The sequence below is a fragment of the Nocardiopsis listeri genome (assembly GCF_020741345.1).
GTDB lineage: Bacteria > Actinomycetota > Actinomycetes > Streptosporangiales > Streptosporangiaceae > Nocardiopsis > Nocardiopsis listeri_A.
Genome location: NZ_DYZD01000062.1, coordinates 1 through 19,659, shown reverse-complemented (window position 1 = coordinate 19,659; position 19,659 = coordinate 1). Strand labels below are relative to the sequence as shown.

Here is a 19,659-nt window from a genome sequence, read left to right as displayed (position 1 = left end):
TGTTCGCGCCCTCGCACGAGACCGTGTTGGTCTCCCGCTTCCTGGCGGGCGTTCCGCACGGCGCCTACCTGGGTGTGGCCGCGCTGGTGGCGGCTCACCTGGCCGGTCCCGGCCGGCAGGCCACCGCGGTCGCGCGGGTGATGCTCGGGCTGACCATCGCCAACATCGTCGGGGTGCCCGTCGGCACCCTGCTGGGCCAGCTCACCGGCTGGCGCACCGCCTTCCTCGTGGTGGCGGCCATCGCCGGCCTGACCGTTCTCGGGGTGGCCCGCTGGGTGCCGCACGTGCCGATCGGCCGCAGCGGTGGCCTGCGCGGGGAGTTCGCCGCCCTGGCCCGGCCACAGGTGATCCTCGGTCTGCTCACCGCGGTGTTCGGGTTCGCGGGGGTCTTCGCGGTCTACAGCTACATCTCCCCGATGATGACCGAGTTGGCGGGCATGCCCGCCTCCGGGGTGCCGGTCGTGTTGGCCCTGTTCGGTGTGGGCATGACCCTGGGTTCGCTCCTGGTGGGCCCGCTGGCCGACCGCTGGCTGCGTCCCACCATCTACGGCTCCCTGGCGAGCCTCGCGGCCGTGTTGGCGCTGTTCACCCTGGCCGTGCACAACCCCTGGACCGCCGCGATCGGCGTGGTGGTCCTGGGAGCCGTCGGGTTCGGGGTGACCGCCCCGTTGCAGGTACTGGTGATGAGCCGGGCGGGCGCAGCGCCCAGCCTGGCCTCGGCCTCCAACCACTCCGCGTTCAACCTGGCCAACGCCGGTGGCGCCTGGGTCGGAGGCGTGGGCATCGCGATGGGCCTGGGCTACGCCTCCCCCGCGGCGATCGGCGCGGTGCTGGCCGTGGCCGGCCTGGGCATCGCGGTGGCGGCGGGGTTGTCGGACCGCTTCACCCGACCGGAGCAGGAGGTGGTCGGCGAACCCGCGCTCGGCCACTGACACCTCGGCCAAGCGCCCGTGTCCCGGTTCGGGGCACGGGCGCTTCGCTGTTGGCAACCGTTTTCCCCGGGGGGTTGACTTCATCCTTTGTTAACGCCAACAATGTTGGCCAGGTCACAGCAGCCCCCTCATAGCCTCGACCCTCACGTGGCGTAAGGGATCTATTCAGTGAGCGCAGCCGAGAAGGGACCTCTCCTTGGCCACGAATGTTAACGCCCACAATTCTGGTTCCGCCGAACCTCCCTCCGGCCCCGTGGTGGTCGGTATCGACTTCGGAACCCTCTCCGGACGCGCCGTCGTGGTCCGGGTCCTCGACGGCACCGAACTCGGCACCGCCGAACACGCCTACCCTCACGGTGTCATCGCCGACCGTCTGCCCGGCCACGAGGAGCCCCTCGAACCGGAGACCGCCCTGCAACACCCCGAGGACTACCGCAGGGTCCTGCGCGAAGCCGTTCCCGCCGCCCTTCACGCGGCCGGGGTCACCCCCGAACGGGTCATCGGCGTCGGGGTCGACTTCACCTCCTGCACGGTCCTGCCCACGACCGCCGACGGAACCCCCCTGTGCGAGGTCGCCGACCTCACCGATCGCCCGCACTCCTGGCCCAAGCTGTGGCGTCACCACTCCGCCCAGCCCGAGGCCGACGAGATCAACGCCTTGGCCGCCGAACGCGGCGAACCCTGGCTGGGCCGCTACGGCGGGCGGATCTCCTCCGAATGGCAGTTCGCCAAGGCCCTGCAGGTACTGCGCGACGACCCCGAGGTCTACCGTCGCACCGACCGCTGGATCGAGGGGGCCGACTGGATCGTGTGGCAACTGTGCGGACACGAGACACGCAACGTGGCCACCGCCGGGTACAAGGGGATCCACCAGGACGGCGCCTGGCCCACCAGGGGCTTCCTGGCCGCGCTGGACCCCCGCTTCGCCGACTTCGCCACCGAAAAGCTCGATCACCCCCTGTCCCAGCTGGGCGAACGGGCCGGCGGCCTCACCGCCCAGGCCGCCGCCTGGACCGGCCTGGTCGAGGGCACCCCCGTGGCCGTCGGCAACATCGACGCCCACGTCACCGCGGCCGCCGCGCAGACCACGGCGCCCGGTCGGATGCTCGCCATCATGGGCACCAGCACCTGCCACGTGATGAACTCCGAGGTCCTGGCAGAGGTGCCGGGGATGTGCGGCATGGCCCTGGGCGGCATCACCCCGGGCATGTGGGGCTACGAGGCCGGCCAGAGCGGCGTGGGCGACATCTTCGGTTGGTTCGTCGACACCCACGTGCCCCCGGCCTACCACCAGGAGGCCGCCGAACGCGGGGTGTCCGTCCACGACCTGCTGTCGGCCAAGGCGGCCGACTCCTCGGTGGGCGCGCACGGTCTGGTGGCGCTGGACTGGCACAGCGGCAACCGGTCGGTCCTGGTCGACCACTCCCTGAGCGGCGTACTGGTGGGCATGACACTGGCCACCCGCCCCGAGGAGGTCTACCGGGCACTGGTGGAGGCCACCGCCTTCGGCACCCGCACCATCATCGAGGCCTTCACCACCGCGGGGGTCCCGGTCCAGGACCTGACCATCGGCGGCGGCATGGTCCGCAACCCCTTCGTCCTTCAGGTCTACGCCGACGTGCTGAACCGCCCCCTGCGCGTGGTGGACACCGAGCACAGCTGCGCCGTGGGGTCGGCCATCCACGCCGCCGTGGCCGCCGGTGCCCACCCCGACGTCCACACCGCATCCGCGGCCATGGGCCGGGTCCGTCCCGGCACCGTCGACCCCGACGCGCGACGCGCGGCGGCCTACGACGCACTGTTCGAGGTCTACACCGAACTCCACGACCACTTCGGGCGGGGCGGCACCGACAGCCTGCACCGGTTGCGGGCCCTGCGACAGGACGCGCTCACCGCCGACCACACCACCGCGGGGGCACGATGACCTCCACCGACGACCTCCAAGACCTGTTGACGCGCCACCGCACCGAGGTGGAACGTGCGCGCGAACACGTGTGCGACCTGCACGCCGAACTGACCCGATGGGACCTGGTCACCTGGACCAGCGGCAACGTCTCGGCCCGGGTACCCCACACCGACCTGATGGTGATCAAACCCAGCGGGGTGTCCTACGACGACCTCACCCCCCGGGACATGGTCGTGTGCGACCTGCACGGCGCCCTGGTCGAGGGCCGGCACAAACCCTCCAGCGACACCGACGCCCACGCCCACGTCTACCGGGCCCGCCCCGACGTCGGCGGGGTCGTGCACACCCACAGCCCCTACGCCACGGCCTGGGCCGCCCGCGGGGAGCCCGTTCCCTGCGCCATCACCGCGATGGCCGACGAGTTCGGCGGCGACATCCCGGTGGGCCCCTTCGCGCGCATCGGCGACGACTCCATCGGGCGCGGCATCGTCCGAACCCTGGAGGGGCACCGGTCCCCGGCCGTCCTCATGCGCGGCCACGGGGTGTTCACCATCGGCGCCACCGCCAAGGCCGCGGTCAAGGCCGCGGTGATGTGCGAGGACGTGGCGCGCACCATCCACATCGCCCGCCAGGGCGGACCCGTCGAACGCCTGCCGCAAGAGGACGTCGACGCCCTCTACCACCGCTACCAGAACGCCTACGGACAGTGAGGAAGCGACGTGCCCCTACCCACGCCCCCCGCGACCGACAACCCGGCGGTGCGCGCCCACCGGCCCCGTGTCGGGCTGCTCGGCATCATGCAGCCGCTCTACGACGACATGATCCCCGGGATCACCGGACACCAGGCCGCCTACGCCGGCCGGGTCGCCGAGCGCCTGTCCGACGTCGCCGAGTGGACGGTCGCTCCGCCGGTCCGTGGTCGTGAGGACGCCGAGCGCGCCCTGCGCTCCTTCGAGGCCGACGGGCTCGACGGGGTCCTGGTCGTCATGCTCACCTACGGACCCTCTCTGCGCGTCACCCGGGCCCTGTCCGAGCTGCGGCTGCCGGTCGCCCTGGCCAACATCCAGCCCGACCCCGCCGTCAGCGCCGCCTGGGACATGGACGACATGACCTACAACCAGGGCATCCACGGGGCACAGGACACCGCCAACGCGATGGTCCGGGCCGGGGTCGGCTTCGACGTCATCACCGGTGAGTGGCAGAGCCCGGACTTCGTGGCGCGGGTGGACCGCTGGGCGCGGGCCGCCCACACGGTCGGCTCACTGCGCAGGTTGCGGGTGGGCGTGTTCGGCTATCCCATGAACGGCATGGGCGACGCCCGTGTGGACGAGTCGGCGTTGCTGCGCAGGCTCGGACCCGAGGTGCACGTGATCGCGCCCGGCGCCCTGCACCGCACCATGTCCGACCTGCCCGAACAGGCGGTGCGCGGCCTCATCTCCTGGGAGGACGAGGTGTTCGACGTGGACGCCCGGCTGTCCGAGGAGGAGCGCGAGGACCACGTCCGTATGCAGTTGGGCATCGAACGGCTCCTGGAGGAATCGGGGTGCGGCGCCTACTCCACCCACTTCGACGCCATCGGTGAGGACGGGCGTTTCTCCCGGCTGCCCATGGCCGCCGCCTCCACCCTGATGGCCCAGGGGTACGGCTTCGCCGGGGAGGGGGACGTCCTGGCGGCCTCGGTCGTCTACGCCGGGCACCGGCTCGCCGGGGACGGTCACTTCACCGAGATGTACGCGATGGACTTTCCCAGCGACTCCATCCTGATGAGCCACATGGGCGAGGGCAACTGGCGGCTGGCCCGCGAGGACGAACCGGTACGGCTGATCAAACGCTCCCTGGGCATCGGAGGTCTGGACGACCCGCCCACCCTGGTGTTCCGTTACCGTCCGGGGCCGGCGACGCTGGCGTCCCTGGTCTCCCTGGGCGGGGAGCGGTTCCGCCTGGTGGTGGCCCAGGGCGAGGTCCTGGACTCCCCCGAGCTGCCCGCCCTGGAGATGCCCTACGGACAGTTCCGCCCCGCCACGGGTGTGCGCGGCTGCATGGACGCCTGGCTGCGCGCCGGCGGCACCCACCACATGGTCATGAACTCCGGTCACATCGCCCAGGACTGGCGTGTCCTGTGCGAACTGGCCGGTATCGAGTACGTCCCGGTCTGAGCGACCGGCCAGACACCATTCGGCGCCCGCACCCTGACCGACGAGGACCCTTACGCCGCCAACAGCACGGCCGCCCCCGACCGGGTCGTCCCTCGACCGATCGAGGACGTGAGCCTGTCCGTCATCACCCTGGCCCCCGGCCGGGTCTGACCCACACCCCCTACCGAGTACGGAAGAAGGCCCCCGATGCCCCGACCATCACTCCTGTCCGTCGCCGCCCTCTCCGGCGCCGCGCTGCTGTCCGCCTGCGGCGGTGTCGGCGACGCCACCCGCACCGACGGTGAGAACGGCGTCATCGGCATCGCCATGCCCACCCAGTCCTCCGAACGCTGGATCGACGACGGCGACAACATGGTCGCCGAGTTCGAGGAGCGCGGTTACGGAACCGACCTGCAGTACGCCGAGGACATCGTCGAGGACCAGGTCGCCCAGATCGAGAACATGATCACCCGAGGCGTGGACGCCCTGGTCATCGCCTCCATCGACGGTGAGGCCCTGGGCGACGTCCTGGACATGGCCGCCGACGGCGACATCCCGGTGATCGCCTATGACCGGCTCATCATGGGCAGCGAGCACGTCGACTACTACGCCACCTTCGACAACTTCGAGGTCGGTGTCCTCCAGGGGCGCTACATCGTCGACACCCTGGACCTGGAGAACGAGGGCGGCCCGTTCAACATCGAGCTGTTCGGCGGCTCCCCCGACGACAACAACGCCTACTTCTTCAACGACGGCGCGATGTCGGTCCTGCAGCCCCACATCGACGACGGCACGTTGCAGGTCCCGAGCGGCCAGACCTCCATGGAGCAGATCGCCACCACCCGCTGGGACGGCTCCATCGCCCAGTCCCGCATGGACAACCTGCTCAGCGCCAACTACTCCGACGAGGAGGTGCACGCGGTCCTGTCGCCCTTCGACGGCATCAGTCTGGGGGTGATCGAGTCCCTGCGCGCGGTGGGCTACGGCACCGAGGAGCGGCCGCTTCCCGTCACCACGGGCCAGGACGCCGACCTGTCGTCGGTGCGCTCCATCGTCGCCGGGGAGCAGACCCAGACGGTCTTCAAGGACACCCGCGCCCTGGCCGCCCAGACCGTGGACATGACCGAGGCCCTCCTCAACGGCGAGGAGGTGCCGGTCAACGACACCGAGTCCTACGACAACGGGGTCGGGGTCGTGCCCTCCTTCCTGTTGGAACCGGTCTCGGTGGACCTGGACAACTACCACGAGGTCCTGGTCGAGAGCGGCTACTACGAGGAGTCCGAGCTCGAATGAGCACCGCGCGCACCACCCCCCACGCCCCGGGGCCCCTGCTGCGGATGAGCGACATCCGAAAGGAGTTCCCCGGGGTGCGGGCCCTGGACGGGGTCTCCCTGGAGGTGGCCCACGGCAGCGTCCACGCTCTGATGGGCGAGAACGGAGCGGGCAAGTCCACGTTGATGAAGGTGCTCAGCGGGGTCCACCCGGCCGGTTCCTACACCGGGTCGGTGGAGATCGACGACGAGCCGCGGGCGTTCGTCGACGTGGCCGCCGCCGAACGATCCGGGATCGCCATCATCCATCAGGAACTGGCGCTGATACCCCAACTCTCCATCAGCGAGAACGTCCTGCTCGGTCACGAGGAGACCCGGTTCGGCGTCATCGACTGGGGCGCCACCCACGCCCGTGCCCGTGAGCTGCTGCTGCGTGTGGGCCTGGACGAGAACCCGGCCCTGCCCGTCTCCGCGCTGAGCATCGGCGGACAGCAACTGGTGGAGATCGCCAAGGCCCTGGCCAAGAACGTACGGCTGCTGGTGCTGGACGAGCCGACCTCGGCGCTCAACGAGACCGAGAGCGACCGCCTGTTGGAGCTGTTACTGGACCTGCGCGACCAGGGTGTGGCCTGCGTGCTGATCTCGCACAAGCTCGGTGAGGTGATGCGGGTCAGCGACGAGATCACCATCCTGCGCGATGGCCGCACCGTGGAGACGCTGACGGTGGAACGCGACGCCGAAGGACGGCCCTCGATCGACGAGGACCGTGTCATCCGCGGCATGGTCGGCCGCGACCTGGACCAGCGTTATCCGCCGGGCGAGGGCGGCATCGGACCGGTCCGCTTCGAGGTGCGCGACTGGACCGTGGACCACCCCACCCAGGCCGGACGACGCGTCGTGGACGGGGCGGATCTCGATATCAGGACCGGTGAGGTCGTGGGGCTGGCCGGCCTGATGGGCGCCGGGCGCACCGAGTTCGCCATGAACCTGTTCGGACGCTCCTACGGCCGCTACGTTCGAGGTTTTCTGCTGCGCGACGGCGAGGAACTGCGCGTGGGCGACGTCGCCGACGCGATCGCCGCCGGGGTCGCCTACGTGCCCGAGGACCGCAAGTCCCTGGGGCTGGTCCTGGACGACGACATCCGACACAACACCACCATGGCCGCGCTCGGACGGATCTCCACTCGGGGCGTCATCGACTCCGGCCTGGAGACGGTGGAGGCCCAAAGGATGAGCGAACGCATGCGTGTGCGCGGCCGCGGGGCCGACCAGACGGTGCGCACCCTCAGCGGCGGCAACCAGCAAAAGGTCGTGCTGGGCAAGTGGATGTTCACCCGGCCTGAACTGCTGATCCTCGACGAGCCCACCCGCGGCATCGACGTGGGGGCCAAGTACGAGATCTACCTGATCGTGCGCCGCCTGGCGGCCGAGGGGGCCTGCGTGCTGCTCATCTCCTCGGAGCTGCCGGAGATCCTCGGCATGTGCGACCGCGTCTACGCCATGTGCGAGGGGCGGATCACCGGCGAGGTGCCCGGGGCCGACGCCGACCAGGAGACCCTGATGAGACTCATGACCCGAACCGGGGAGACGAAGTGAACCGACCGACCTCCTCGCTCCCCCGTCTGCGGGAGATGCTGCGGGGACGCACCCGCCAGTACGGGATGGCCATCGCCCTGGTGGCCATCATCATCCTGTTCCAGATCCTCACCGGTGGGCTCCTGCTCACCCCGCTCAACGTCACCAACCTGATCATGCAGAACTCCTACATCCTGATCCTGGCGATCGGGATGATGCTGGTGATCATCACCGGACACATCGACCTGTCGGTCGGCTCGGTGGTGGCGTTCACCGGGGCGATGGCCGCGATCATGCTCAACTCGTGGGGACTGCCTACCGTCGTGGTGGTGCCGGCCGCGCTGCTGCTGGGCGCCCTCATCGGTGCCTGGCAGGGGTTCTGGATCGCCTACGTGGGGGTGCCGGCGTTCATCGTCACCCTGGCCGGAATGCTGGTGTTCCGCGGTGCCACGCTCGCGGTACTGGGCGGAGAGTCCATCGCCCCGTTGCCGCAGTCGCTGCGGGTGATCGCCGGCGGCTTCCTGCCCGGCCGGAGCGACGGACCGCACCTTCCCACCCTCCTGCTCGGGCTGGCCGGGGCCACCGTGATCGTGTGGATCCAGTGGCGTTCGCGGGCCCGTTCACGCGCCCGCGACCTGCCGGTCGCACCGGTCGCGGTCACCGCCGCCGGGTCGGTGCTGGTGGTCGCCGCCATCATGACGTTCACCTACGTGCTGGCCGACCACAACGGGCTCCCACTGGTGGGCGTGCTGTTGATCGCGCTCATCGTGGGCTACGCGTTCGTGATGCGCTCCACCACCATGGGCCGACGTGTGTACGCCGTGGGCGGCAGCGAGCGGGCCGCCGCCCTCTCCGGGATCCGCACCAAACGGACCACGTTCTGGGTGTTCGTGAACATGGGGGTGCTCTCGGCGCTGGCCGGGCTGGTCTTCACCGGGCGCCTGAACGCCGCGACCCCCGGCGCGGGCACCATGTTCGAACTGGACGCCATCGCGGCCGCCTTCATCGGCGGCGCCTCCGCGGCCGGTGGGGTGGGCAGTGTCGTCGGCGCGGTGATCGGCGCCCTGGTCATGGGCGTGCTCAACAACGGCATGTCACTGATCGGGCTGGGCGTGGACTGGCAACAGCTCATCAAGGGCCTGGTGTTGTTGCTGGCCGTGGCCTTCGACATCTACAACAAGCGCCGCGTCGGTGGTTCGGCTCCGATCATGCCGGGGCTGCGCTCACGCCGCAGACCCCCACGAGAGCCATAACGTGTCGGGGTTCGTGAGCGAGGTGCGAGGAGGTGGCGTCCTGGGCCGGGTCGCCTGAGACGCCTACATCGTCGGTGACCACGGGCTGGGGATCGAGGACGTCGAGGGCCGACATGATGCCGGGCCGGCTCCTGCCGACGCCGCCCGGAGCCTACCTCGGACCGGTCTTCTCCACCTTCCTCATCACCGCCGAGGCCGACGGACGGGAGGGGCCCGCAAGTGGGTGGGCCGCCTGTTCAAGTGGCGGGTCGGCCTGCGCCGGTACGTGCCGGCCCCGCTCGGCGTCCCGGCCACCCTGATCCTGTGGCGGCCTCGTGTTCACCGGTGGGGCCGTCCAGGCGCCGCCGAGCATGCTGTTCGTCGTGTTCCCGCCCGGCCCGATCCTGGTGCACGCCGGCGTCAACAACTTCATGTCGATGGCCTACGGCCCCATGTTCCCCTCGATCGACGCCCGGGACACGGCCGCCCACGTCATGCTCCCGGCGTTCGGTGTGGCCTCCATCGTTCCACTCGTCACCGCCAAGGGCGGGCTCGGGTACGTGCCCGCGGTCGAGGTCCCGGCTCCGAAGGACCCGGCCTCGTCCCAGAGCGACCGGGACCCCGGAGAGAATGTCCAGGCCTGACAGTCTCGATCCTGAAAGAACCTGATTAGGACCTCTTTGATCTCCAGCGACACGACCTCCCGCACCGCCCCCGGATGTTCATGGGCGGGGCGGGCGCCCCTTCGTCTCCTGGCCGCCGGCGCGGTCATCGCCCTCACCACCGGTTGCGGCCCCACCATGCCCTCGACCGCCCCCGCTCCCCCGGTCACCGGACCCGCCGCCGACGGTGAACCCACCGAGGCGGACGTCAACGCCTGGCTCGACGGGCTCGTGCCCGCCGCACTGGAGACGTCCGGCATCGCGGGGGCCACTGTGAGCGTGGTCCACGACGGCGAGATCCTCACCAGCCGCGGTTACGGCAACGCCGACACCGGGGTGGGCTACGAGTACGAGGAGACGGCGGCCGGCGACATCGTCACCACACCGGTCGACCCCGACCTGGACCTCTTCCGGGCGGGATCGGTCACCGAACTCCTCACCGCCACCGCGGTGATGCAGCTGGTCGAGGCCGGTGAGCTCGACCTGGACACCGACGTCGCCGAGTACGTCGACTTCACCCTGAACACCTCCTTCGACGAACCCGTCACCCTGCGCCACCTGCTCACGCACACGGCCGGGTACGAGGAGGTCATCGCGGACCTGGTCCTGCCCTACGGGACCGAACCGGACCTGCGCGCCGCCGTCGCCGACGCTCCTCCCGAACAGGTCTACGAGCCCGGGACCGTCCCCGCCCACTCCGACTACGGGTACGCCCTGGCCGGATACGTGGTCGAACGGGCCGTCGGTGTGTCCTACGAGGAGTACGTCGACGAGAACGTGCTCGCCCCACTGGGAATGAACTCCTCCACCACCAGGCAACCGCTTCCCGACGACCCGTCGTTATCGCTCTCCAACGGCTACGCCACCGACGACGGCAGGCCCCAGGACTTCGAGATCGTGGCGGGTGCACCCGCCGGCTCACTGTCCACCACGGCCACCGACATGGCCCGCTTCATGCTCGCCCACCTGGACGCGGGAGGCGACGACGGGCCCTCCGTGCTGTCGCGGGAGACCCTCGACCTCATGCACGCCCCGGCTCTGGACGAGGACGCGTTGGGAGGCCTGGCCGAGGGTCCCCGGATGACACTGGGCTTCTTCGAGGAGGATCGAAACGGGCACCGGATCATCGGCCACGGTGGGGACACGTCCTTCTTCCACGTCCACATGCAGATCTACCCGGAGGACGACACCGGGATCTTCATCGGCCTCAACAGCAGCGGACACGAGAGGACCTCCACTCTGCAACTGCGCGAGGCCGTCATGTTCGGCTTCGCCGACCGCTACTTCCCAGAGCAGGAACAGGAGGAACCCCCGCCGGACGGCGGCGAGGTCTCCGAGGGGCCGGAGAGACGCGCCCACGCGGTGGAGGGTTCCTACATCACTTCACGGTCGATGCACAGCACCTTCATGAAGTCCCTCGACGTGTTCCAGGAGACTCGGGTGGCGGTCCGCCCGGACCTGACCCTGCTCGTCTCACCCGGTCCCGAGACCGGACGGCCCATCGCCTACGAGGAGATCGATCCCTGGGTGTGGCGCGAGGTCGAGGGGCAACGTCTCCTGACCGCGCGGGTGGAGGACGGCCACGTCGAGGCCCTCGGCCACGGTTCGGCGTTCAGTCTGCTGCCGGTCGAACCGGAGCGGTCCGCGGCGACCGCCCTGCCGGTGTTGGTCCCCTCCATCGGTGTGCTGATCCTGGTCGTCCTGTCCTGGCCGATCGGTGCCCTGACACGGTGGCGTCTGTCCCTGCCCGGGCGGGACCGGCCCGGACGCCTGGCGCGTGTGCTCACGCGGATCACGGTGGGGGCGACGTTGGTCGCCTGCGCCGGCTGGGTCCTGGCCGTCATGGCGATCATGGACCTGCGGGAGGTGTCCCCGCTGATGCTGAGAGCCGTCCAGGTCGCCCAGGCCGTGGGCGTGATCGGCGTCGTCCCCGCCGCGGTGGTGGTCTTCGACGACGTGCGCCGCCGGGCCGGATGGCTCCGGTGCGCGGGCGGCGTACTGGTCCTGGCCGCGTTGGCGGGCTGCGCCTGGTTCGCCGTGTCCTTCAACCTGCTCGTGCCCGACATCTCCTACTGAAACCGCCCCTCGAACCGCTGTCCACGGGAGCGTCTCCCGTGGACAGCGCTTTCTCATGTCGTGGGCAGGCGCCAGGCGGTGATACCGCGCGGCGCAAGGACGTGGGCCCCCACACCGGACGCGCCGACCCCCGTCAACGGGGTGCCCGGCAGACCACGGAGCTCGACGGGCTCGTCGGTGCGGTTGGTCAGGAAGTGGTACTCGGCGTCGTCGCCGGCGCGCACGGTCAGTTCCACCCGGCCGCGCAACTCCTCGGGGAGTTCACCGAAGATCCCGGCGTCGGCCAGCAGTCGACCGAGCAGAGCGACACGGTGGGCCTCGTCCAGACGGGTCGAGACGTAGGCGGCACCACCGCCGCCGGGCAGCGCACGCCGGGTCAGCGCCGCTCCACCCGCCAGGTGCCCGTCGGCGTAACGGGCCAGGACCTCGGTCTCGGTCGAGGTGACGGTGATCCGGTCCGACCACACCGTTCCCGAGGAACCATCGTCCAAGCCCACGCTCGCGCCCTCGGGCAGGGGTGCGAACTCCTCGATCCGAATACCCAGCAGGTCGCGCAACGGCCCCGGATAGCCGCCCAGGTGAACGTGGTCGTTCTCGTCGACGATCCCGGAGAAGTAGGTGGTGACCAGGTGTCCGCCGCCCATGGCGTAGTCGTTCAGGCGCTCGGCCGTGGCCTGGGGCAACACGTGCAGCAAAGGCGCGACCACGAAGTCGTACGCCTCCCAGTCGGCGTCGGTGGGCAGCACGTCCACGCGCACGCCCGCCCCCAGGAACGCGGTGTACCAGTCCAGGGCCTCGCGGTGCACGTCCAGCAGTGAACTGGGCAGTGAGTCGCGACTCACCGCCCACCTGGACTCCCAGTCGAAGACGATGGCGGCCCAGGCGGGCAGGCGCCGTGACCCGGCGACCTCGGCCAGGTCCTCGGCCAGCACCCGCCCCAGTTCGGTCACCTCCCGAAAGACCGGGCTCTCCGCTCCGGTGTGCGGCACCATCGCCGAGTGGTACTTTTCCGCACCGGCCGCCGACTGGCGCCACTGGAAATAGCACACGGCGTCGGCTCCGTGCGCCACGTGCAGCAGGGAGTCGCGCACCATCTCGCCGGGGGCCTTGGGCGGGTTGACCGAGCGCCAGTTGACCGCGCTGGTGGAGTGCTCCATCAAATACCAGGGGCGTCCACGTGCCAGGCCTCCGGTGAGGTTGGCGCAAAAGGAGAGTTCGTCGGCGCCGCCGGGGTCGGGGCGCACGTAATGGTCGTTGGAGACGAAGTCGACCTCGTGCGCCCAGTCCGCGTAGTTCATCTCCGCGACGTGGCCCATGACCATGAAGTTGGTGGTGATGGGGACGTCGGGTGTGAGACGGCGCAGGACGGCGCTTTCCGCGCGTAGGTGGTCGCGCAGGGCATCGGAGGAGAAACGCGCGAAGTCGAGCTGTTGGGTGGGGTTGACGTGCGAGGCTGCCAGCCGGGGCGGCAGGACCTGGTCCCAGTCGGTGTAGCGCTGGGACCAGAAGTCGGTGGCCCAGGCGTGGTTGAGCCCGTCGACCGTGGTGTAACGCTCGCGCAGCCAGGTGCGGAAGGCGGTCGCGGCGTCCTCGGAGTAGTCGTGGACGTTGTGGCAGCCCAGCTCGTTGGACACGTGCCAGGCGGCCAGTGCGGGGTGGTGACCGTAGCGTTCGGCCAGGGCGGTGGTCACCTCCAGCGCGTGGCGGCGGAACACCGGCGATGTGGGGCGCCAGTGCTGACGGGCGCCGGGCCAGACGGTCTCGCCGGTGCGGGTGACCGGCAGGATCTCGGGGTGGGCGGTGGTGAGCCAGGCGGGCGGTGAGGCGGTGGCGGTGGCCAGATCGACGGCGATGCCGTTCTCGTGCAACCGGTCCATGATCTCGTCCAGCCAGTCGAAGTCCCAGGTGTCGGGCCCCGGACGCAACCGCGACCAGGAGAACACCCCGAGGGTGACGATGTTGACCCCGGCGCTGCGCATCAGGCGCAGGTCCTCCTCCCACACCCGGCGGGGCCACTGTTCGGGGTTGTAGTCGGCGCCGTAGCCGAAACGGGGACGGGTGGGACGGTCGGGCCAACGCGGCCAGTCACGCCAACCGGCGTCGGTCATGGTGTTTCCCTTCGAAGGACGTACGGGCGGGTGGGGGCGGTCGGGGCCGCCCCCGTGCGGGGCGAGCCCCGGTCAGTCACCGGTGTGGACGGTGAATCCCTGGTCCTCGCCGTAACGGGCCGAGACGTCCTGCCAGTCGGCCAACCCCTCGGCGAGGGTGGTGTCGGAGACGTAGGCCTGGCCCACGGTGTCGTTGAACAGCGAGTTGGCGTGGGCCTGGTAGGGCAGGTAGGCCCACCCCTGGCGCACGTTGGCCGCGGAGTCGGCGTAGACCCGGTTGACCTGCCGGCCACCGAAGTACTCGGATTCGGTCGCCAGGAACTCCTCCGACTCCAGGTCGGCGACGGTGGCCGGGAAGGCGCCCTGGTCGATCCTGGCCTGGATCCCGTCACCGGCGTTGGCGTACTCGATGAAGGCGTAGGCGAGCGCCTGGTTCTTCGCCCCCACGGGCACGGCCAGGGCACTGCCGCCGCTCTCGGCGCTGGAGGTGTCGCCCTCCTCCCAGGCCGGTGGCGGGGCCACCCTCCAGGATCCGGCCCCGTCGGGGACCCCGGACTCCAGGTTCAGCCCCATCCACGCGCCGGTGACCAGGGTGGCGACACTGCCGTCGCCCAACGCCTGGTACCACTCGTCGCTCCAGGAGGTCACCGGCAGGAGCAGGTCCTCGTCGATGAGCCGCTGCCAGGTGTCGACGTAGCGGGCGGTGCCCTCGTCGGTGAAGTCGATGGTGACCTCCTCACCCTCCACCGAGTAGGGCTGTCCGCCCGCGTGCCAGATCCCGGTGGTGGTACTGCCGGCGTCACCGTTGTCGGCGGCGATGTACACGTCGGGATCGGCCTCGTTGATCTCCCGGGCCGCCTCGACGTACTCCTCCCAGGTGGTGGGGACCTCCACGTCGAGTTCGTCGAAGACGTCCTGGTTGTAGAACAGGGCGATCGGCCCTGAGTCCATGGGCAGGGCGTGGATCGCACCCTCCTCGCCCTGGACCGCGCCCCACGGTCCGGGTGTGTAGGACCCCTCCAGTTCCTCGGCCCCCAGTGGGGCCAGGTCGACCAGGTGTCCGGCGATGGTGAACTGGCCCAACGCGAAGTACTCGATGTGGGCGACGTCGGGCAGCCCCGACCCGGCGGAAAGCGCGTTCTGCAGCGCGGTGTACTGCTCGTCACCGGTACCGACGTTCTCCACGTTGACGGTGACGCCGGGGTGGGCCTCCTCGAAGTCCTCGGAGACCTGTTCCAGGGTGGGTTCCCAGGCCCAGACGGTGATCTCACCACCCTCTTCCAGGGCGGTCGCGACGTCCTCGGCGGTGATGTCGGGGGCGGTGTCGTCTCCGGAGCCGCAGGCGGTCAGCGCCAGGCACAGGGCGCCGACCGCGGCGGCACGGGGTGCTCTGCTGTTCATGGGGGTCTCCTCGGTCGTGGTGGTGTGTTCAGCCCTTGAGGCTTCCGGCGGTCAGACCGGACCTCCAGTAGCGCTGCAGCATCAGGAACGCGGCGATCAGCGGCACGATGGTCAACAGTGATCCGGTGATGACCAGGTGGAAGACGGGTTCGCCTCCCACGGTCTCGGCCTGGGCGTTCCAGGAGTTGAGACCGACCGTGAGAGGGAACCAGTCGGGGTCGCGGATCATGATCAGCGGCAGGAAGTAGTTGTTCCAGGTCGCCACCATGGTGAAGAGCAGGACCGTGGCGGTTCCGGGGGCCAGCAGTGGCAACGCCACGGTGAAGAAGGTGCGGATCTCCCCCGAGCCGTCGATGCGCGCCGCCTCCATCAGCTCGGTGGGGACCGCCTGGGTCGCGAAGATCCACATCAGGTACAGGCCGAAGGGCGAGATCAGGGAGGGGGCGATGACCGACCAGGGGGTGTTGGTCAGGCCCATCTGGCTGAACATCAAGAACGTGGGCACGGCCAGGGCGGTGCCGGGTACGGCGGCCGCGCCCAGCACCACGGCGAAGACGGCGCGCCGCCCGGGGAAGTCGAACTTGGCCAGGGCGTAGCCGCCGAGCATCGCCAACAGGGTGGCTCCGCCCGCGCCCAGCACCACGTAGAGCACGGTGTTGAGCAGCCAGCGCACGAACACCCCGTCGTCGTAGGTGAGCGTGGCGGCGATGTTGTCCAGCAGCGCGAAGTCGGAGCCGAACCACAACCCGAAGCTGTTCAGGAGCGATTCTTGGCCCTTGGTGGCGTTGACGAGCAACCAGACCAGGGGCACCAGGGAGTACAGCAGGGCCAGTGCGGTGACCAGGGTCAGGGCGACGCTGTGGCGCGGGCGGAGCGGTCGCGGTGGGCCGGGGGCGGAGCGGCGGCGGGGCCGGGGTGAGCGGAGGGGGGTGGGGGTGCCCATGGTTCACGCGGCCTTTCGCATGCCGAACAGCTGGACCGCGTAGGCGATGACCATGGTCAACAGCCCCATGATGATCGCCACCGCCGCGGCGTAGTTCTGTTGTTGGCCGGAGAAGGCCAACGAGTAGGTGTAGAGGTTGGGCGTGTAGCCGGAGGTGATGGCGTTGGGCGCCAGACTCTGCAGGATGCTGGGTTCGTTGAACAGCTGGAAGCTGCCGATGACGGAGAAGATCGCGGCGATCACCAGGGCCCCGCGCAGGGCGGGGAGCTTGATCGCGGCGATCACCCGCAGCTGGCCTGCTCCGTCGACCTCGGCCGCCTCGTACAGGTTGTGCGGAACCGTGCGCAGTGCCGAGTACAGGATGAGCATGTTGTAGCCGACGAACTGCCAGGTGACGATGTTGCCGATCGAGGCGAGGATGACGCCGGGGGCGAGCGGATCGGGCAGGGTCACGCCCAGCAGGTCGTTGACGTTGCCGACGAGCCCGAACCGGGTGCCGTACATGAAGCCCCACATCAGGGTGGCCACCACGGCGGGGACCGCGTAGGGCAGGAAGATCGAGATGCGGAAGAAGTCGCGCCCGTAGAGTCGACCGCTGTCCAGGGCCAGGGCCAGGAGCAGCGCCAGGGACAGCATGATCGGCACCTGGACGGCGAGGAAGAGCGTCACCCTGGACACCGAGTCCCAGAACACCGGGTCGGTGAGGGCGCCGCTGTAGTTCTCCAGGCCCACGAAGGAGGTGCCGCCGACCAGTTGGTCGCGGTACACGCTCAGATGGAGCGAGTACAGGATCGGTGCCACGAAGACCAACGTGAAGACGGTCATGAACGGGGCGAGGAAACCCCACCCGGTCCAGCGTCTTCGAGGTCGGCCCCGCGCCGGTGGCCTGTCCGGTGAGGGTGCGGTGGGTGCGGTCGTCGGCGTCATGGGGGGGTCCTCGTCGTGCACTCCGTGTCGACCGCGGCCAGGCCCCGGTGAGCGGGGTAGGGGGCGGGCACCGAGCGATGTTTACGCAAACATTTCGGTGTCGGGAGTGTTGCACCGGGGTCGCCCGAAGGTCAAGGGGTCGGGCGCGGGAAACCTTGGAGAATCACGCCGGGGGCGGCGCGGTACTGGCGCGCACCACCAGTTCTGTGGGCACCAGCGAGGCTCCGGGCCCGTCCGACTCTCCGCGCAGCCGACGCAGCGCCCCGGCCACGAGCCGACGCCCCACCTCGTGGAAGTCCTGTCGGACGGTCGTCAGCGGCGGCAGGAACGACGCCGCCTCCGCGATGTCGTCGAACCCCACCACGCTCACGTCCTCGGGCACCGAACGGCCCCGCTCGTGCAACGCGCGCAGCAGACCCAACGCCATCTGGTCGTTGGCCGCGAACACCGCCGTGCACTCGGGGTCGGCCGCCAGCTCCAGACCCGCCCGGTAGCCGCCCTCGGCCGACCAGTCACCGTGGACCGGCTCGGGGACGGGGCACCCGCCTTCCCGGAGCCTCTCCCGCCAGGCGCGGGCCCGGCGTTCGGCGCAGAAGGACTCCTTCGGACCGGCCAGATGGTGCACCGTCCGATGTCCCAGGTCGAGCAGGTGCGAGACCGCCGTACGCGTTCCGCCCCTCTGGTCGGTGTCGACCATGCCGTACCGCTCGTCGGCCTCGGAGTCGGCCACGACCACGTGCAACCCCTGCGGCAGCCGGACGTCCACGGCGTCCAACAGGTGGACCTCCATGATGACGATGACGGCGTCCACGGTCAGCTCGCCCAGCCGGGTGAAGGCACCCAGCACCCCGTCCTGGGTGGGCACGGCCACCGGGATGAGCGTGATCGCGTACCCCTCCTGGGCGGCGGAGCCCGCGATCGCCTCCAGGGTGCGCAGCGTGCCCGTGGTCGACAGGGTGAACACGATGACCCCGAGCGTGCGGAACTCGCCGCGCTTGAGGGCGCGTGCGGCGCTGTTGGGCCGGTAACCGAGCTCCTCCATGGCGGCCAGCACCCGTTCACGGGTCCGGGGCACCACGCTGGGGCTGCCATTGGAGACCCGGGAGACGGTCTGTGAGGAGACCCCGGCCAGCCTGGCGACGTCGGCCATGGAGACCCGGGCTCCGCGACGGCCTGCCCCCGCCACGGCCTCCGTGCGCTCGACCATCCCCACGCCTCCGTGCCCCTGGCGGCGTCGTCCCCGGCCGCCTCCTGCGTTCGACGGCGCTCAGTTTAGCCGGCACGAGGGCGGGCCACCGGCCCCGTGTGCTTCGCCGGTGGGCCCGGACGCCTTTCAGGAGGTCGGCGGTGGCGCCACACTGTCGCGTTCGACCAGGGTGGGGGTGATGACGCGTCGTGTGGAACCGGTCCCCTCGCCGGAGATACGGGACAACAACACGTCCAACGCCTCGGTGGCCACGGTGTCGAAGTCGGGTCGCACCGTGGTCAACGGCGGAATGAAGTAGGCGGCCTCGGGCACGTCGTCGAAACCCACCACGCTGACGTCGCCGGGCACCGAACGGCCGCGTTCGTGCATCGCCCGCAGGAGCCCCAGGGCCAGGTGGTCGTTGGCGGCGAACACCGCCGTGACCTCCGGCATCCGGGCCAGCATCAGCCCGGCCCGATACCCCGAGGCGGCGCTCCAGTCCGCTTGACCGACCGGGGGGACCTCCGCGCCCGCCTCCTCCAAGGCCTGTTGCCAACCGCGCATGCGTCCGGCGGCGTCGAACCAGTCCGCCGGGCCCGACACGTGCCAGACCGTCTCGTGTCCGGCGTCCAGCAGACACCGTGTGGCCAGCCGCGCCCCGGCCTCCTGATCCACGGTCACCAGCGTGTCGTCACGTTCGGGGTCACCGTCCACCGCCACCACGGGAACGTCGGTGGGCACCTCGGCCAGAGCCTCGTCCGCCGCACCGGTGGGTGCGATCACCACGATCCCGGCGGCCCTCTGCTCGCGGTGGTGCTCGACGGCGGCGGCGATGGAGCCATGGTCCAGGTCCCGCACCCGACGCACGCTGACCACGAACCCCTGCGCGGCCGCGGCCAACTCGAAGGCGGCCAGCAGCGACGAGGGACCGAAAAGCGTGGAGTTCTGCGCCACCACCCCCAGGAGCTGGGATTTTCCGGTCGCCAGGGTGCGTGCGGCCCGGTTGGGACGGTAACCGAGCTGTTCGATGGCGGCGCGCACGCGCAGCCGGGTCTGTTCGCGCACGTTGGGGTGCCCGTTGAGCACACGGGACACCGTTTGGTGGGAGACGCCGGCGAGCCGCGCGACGTCCGTCATCGCGGGGTCGCGGTTCACCCGGACGGACGGGGAAGTGTGGTCCACCCAAAACTCCTTGCCGGGGTCGGTGGGCGTTAACATACTGCACCGCCTTTATGGGGGCAATGCCGGGTGTTAGCGCTCACTCCGGGACAGGAGAAAACCCCGGTCGGCGGTCGCCGACCGGGG

Annotated in this window: 15 protein-coding genes; 9 read left to right on the top strand and 6 right to left on the bottom strand. The window is 70.2% G+C overall.

Annotated features, from left to right (window positions below; genetic code table 11):
* The 9 genes from K8V84_RS04130 to K8V84_RS04090 all read left to right on the top strand — a co-directional run.
* A partial coding sequence (locus K8V84_RS04130; protein WP_304070554.1) for an MFS transporter occupies positions 1–932 on the top strand: 932 nt, incomplete at its 5' end.
* 253 nt (positions 933–1,185) lie between these two features.
* On the top strand, positions 1,186–2,856 hold the full coding sequence (araB, locus tag K8V84_RS04125; RefSeq protein WP_304070563.1) for a ribulokinase: 1,671 nt from the start codon (positions 1,186–1,188) through the stop codon (positions 2,854–2,856).
* A complete protein-coding gene (locus K8V84_RS04120) occupies positions 2,853–3,548 on the top strand; it encodes an L-ribulose-5-phosphate 4-epimerase (RefSeq protein ID WP_304070551.1) in 696 nt (231 codons plus the stop codon). The genes araB and K8V84_RS04120 overlap by 4 nt, the downstream gene beginning before the upstream one ends.
* A 9-nt stretch (positions 3,549–3,557) precedes the next feature.
* Positions 3,558–4,994, top strand: coding sequence for an L-fucose/L-arabinose isomerase family protein (locus K8V84_RS04115; protein ID WP_304070548.1), 1,437 nt, complete (start codon positions 3,558–3,560; stop codon positions 4,992–4,994).
* 186 nt (positions 4,995–5,180) lie between these two features.
* Complete coding sequence (gene chvE, locus K8V84_RS04110) at positions 5,181–6,266, top strand: multiple monosaccharide ABC transporter substrate-binding protein (RefSeq protein ID WP_304070546.1); 1,086 nt, start codon at positions 5,181–5,183, stop codon at positions 6,264–6,266.
* On the top strand, positions 6,263–7,840 hold the full coding sequence (locus K8V84_RS04105) for a sugar ABC transporter ATP-binding protein (RefSeq protein ID WP_304070544.1): 1,578 nt from the start codon (positions 6,263–6,265) through the stop codon (positions 7,838–7,840). Before chvE ends, K8V84_RS04105 begins: the two co-directional genes overlap by 4 nt.
* A 35-nt stretch (positions 7,841–7,875) precedes the next feature.
* Positions 7,876–9,072 (top strand): multiple monosaccharide ABC transporter permease, encoded by a 1,197-nt coding sequence (mmsB, locus tag K8V84_RS04100; protein ID WP_304070560.1) that lies wholly within the window; start codon positions 7,876–7,878, stop codon positions 9,070–9,072.
* A gap of 314 nt (positions 9,073–9,386) precedes the next feature.
* Positions 9,387–9,695, top strand: coding sequence for a hypothetical protein (locus K8V84_RS04095; protein WP_304070541.1), 309 nt, complete (start codon positions 9,387–9,389; stop codon positions 9,693–9,695).
* A 36-nt stretch (positions 9,696–9,731) separates the two neighbouring features.
* Positions 9,732–11,789 carry a serine hydrolase gene (locus K8V84_RS04090; RefSeq protein ID WP_369696601.1) on the top strand — a complete coding sequence of 686 codons (2,058 nt, stop codon included), beginning with the start codon at positions 9,732–9,734 and terminating at the stop codon, positions 11,787–11,789.
* Positions 11,790–11,842: 53 nt separating this feature from the next.
* Here the strand turns inward: K8V84_RS04090 and K8V84_RS04085 are convergent, their stop codons facing one another.
* The 6 genes from K8V84_RS04085 to K8V84_RS04060 all read right to left on the bottom strand — a co-directional run bounded on the left by K8V84_RS04085 (position 11,843) and on the right by K8V84_RS04060 (position 19,536).
* Complete coding sequence (locus K8V84_RS04085) at positions 11,843–13,897, bottom strand: beta-galactosidase (protein WP_304070540.1); 2,055 nt, start codon at positions 13,895–13,897, stop codon at positions 11,843–11,845.
* Between the two features lie 72 nt (positions 13,898–13,969).
* A complete protein-coding gene (locus tag K8V84_RS04080) occupies positions 13,970–15,298 on the bottom strand; it encodes an ABC transporter substrate-binding protein (protein ID WP_304070538.1) in 1,329 nt (442 codons plus the stop codon).
* A gap of 28 nt (positions 15,299–15,326) precedes the next feature.
* The gene (locus K8V84_RS04075; protein WP_304070536.1) at positions 15,327–16,241 is read right to left on the bottom strand and encodes a carbohydrate ABC transporter permease; all 915 of its coding nucleotides are present in this window, start codon (positions 16,239–16,241) and stop codon (positions 15,327–15,329) included.
* A gap of 3 nt (positions 16,242–16,244) precedes the next feature.
* Complete coding sequence (locus K8V84_RS04070; RefSeq protein ID WP_304070534.1) at positions 16,245–17,066, bottom strand: sugar ABC transporter permease; 822 nt, start codon at positions 17,064–17,066, stop codon at positions 16,245–16,247.
* A gap of 265 nt (positions 17,067–17,331) precedes the next feature.
* On the bottom strand, positions 17,332–18,375 hold the full coding sequence (locus tag K8V84_RS04065; RefSeq protein WP_304070531.1) for a LacI family DNA-binding transcriptional regulator: 1,044 nt from the start codon (positions 18,373–18,375) through the stop codon (positions 17,332–17,334).
* Positions 18,376–18,501: 126 nt separating this feature from the next.
* The gene (locus K8V84_RS04060; RefSeq protein WP_304070529.1) at positions 18,502–19,536 is read right to left on the bottom strand and encodes a LacI family DNA-binding transcriptional regulator; all 1,035 of its coding nucleotides are present in this window, start codon (positions 19,534–19,536) and stop codon (positions 18,502–18,504) included.
* Between the last annotated feature and the right edge of the window lie 123 nt (positions 19,537–19,659).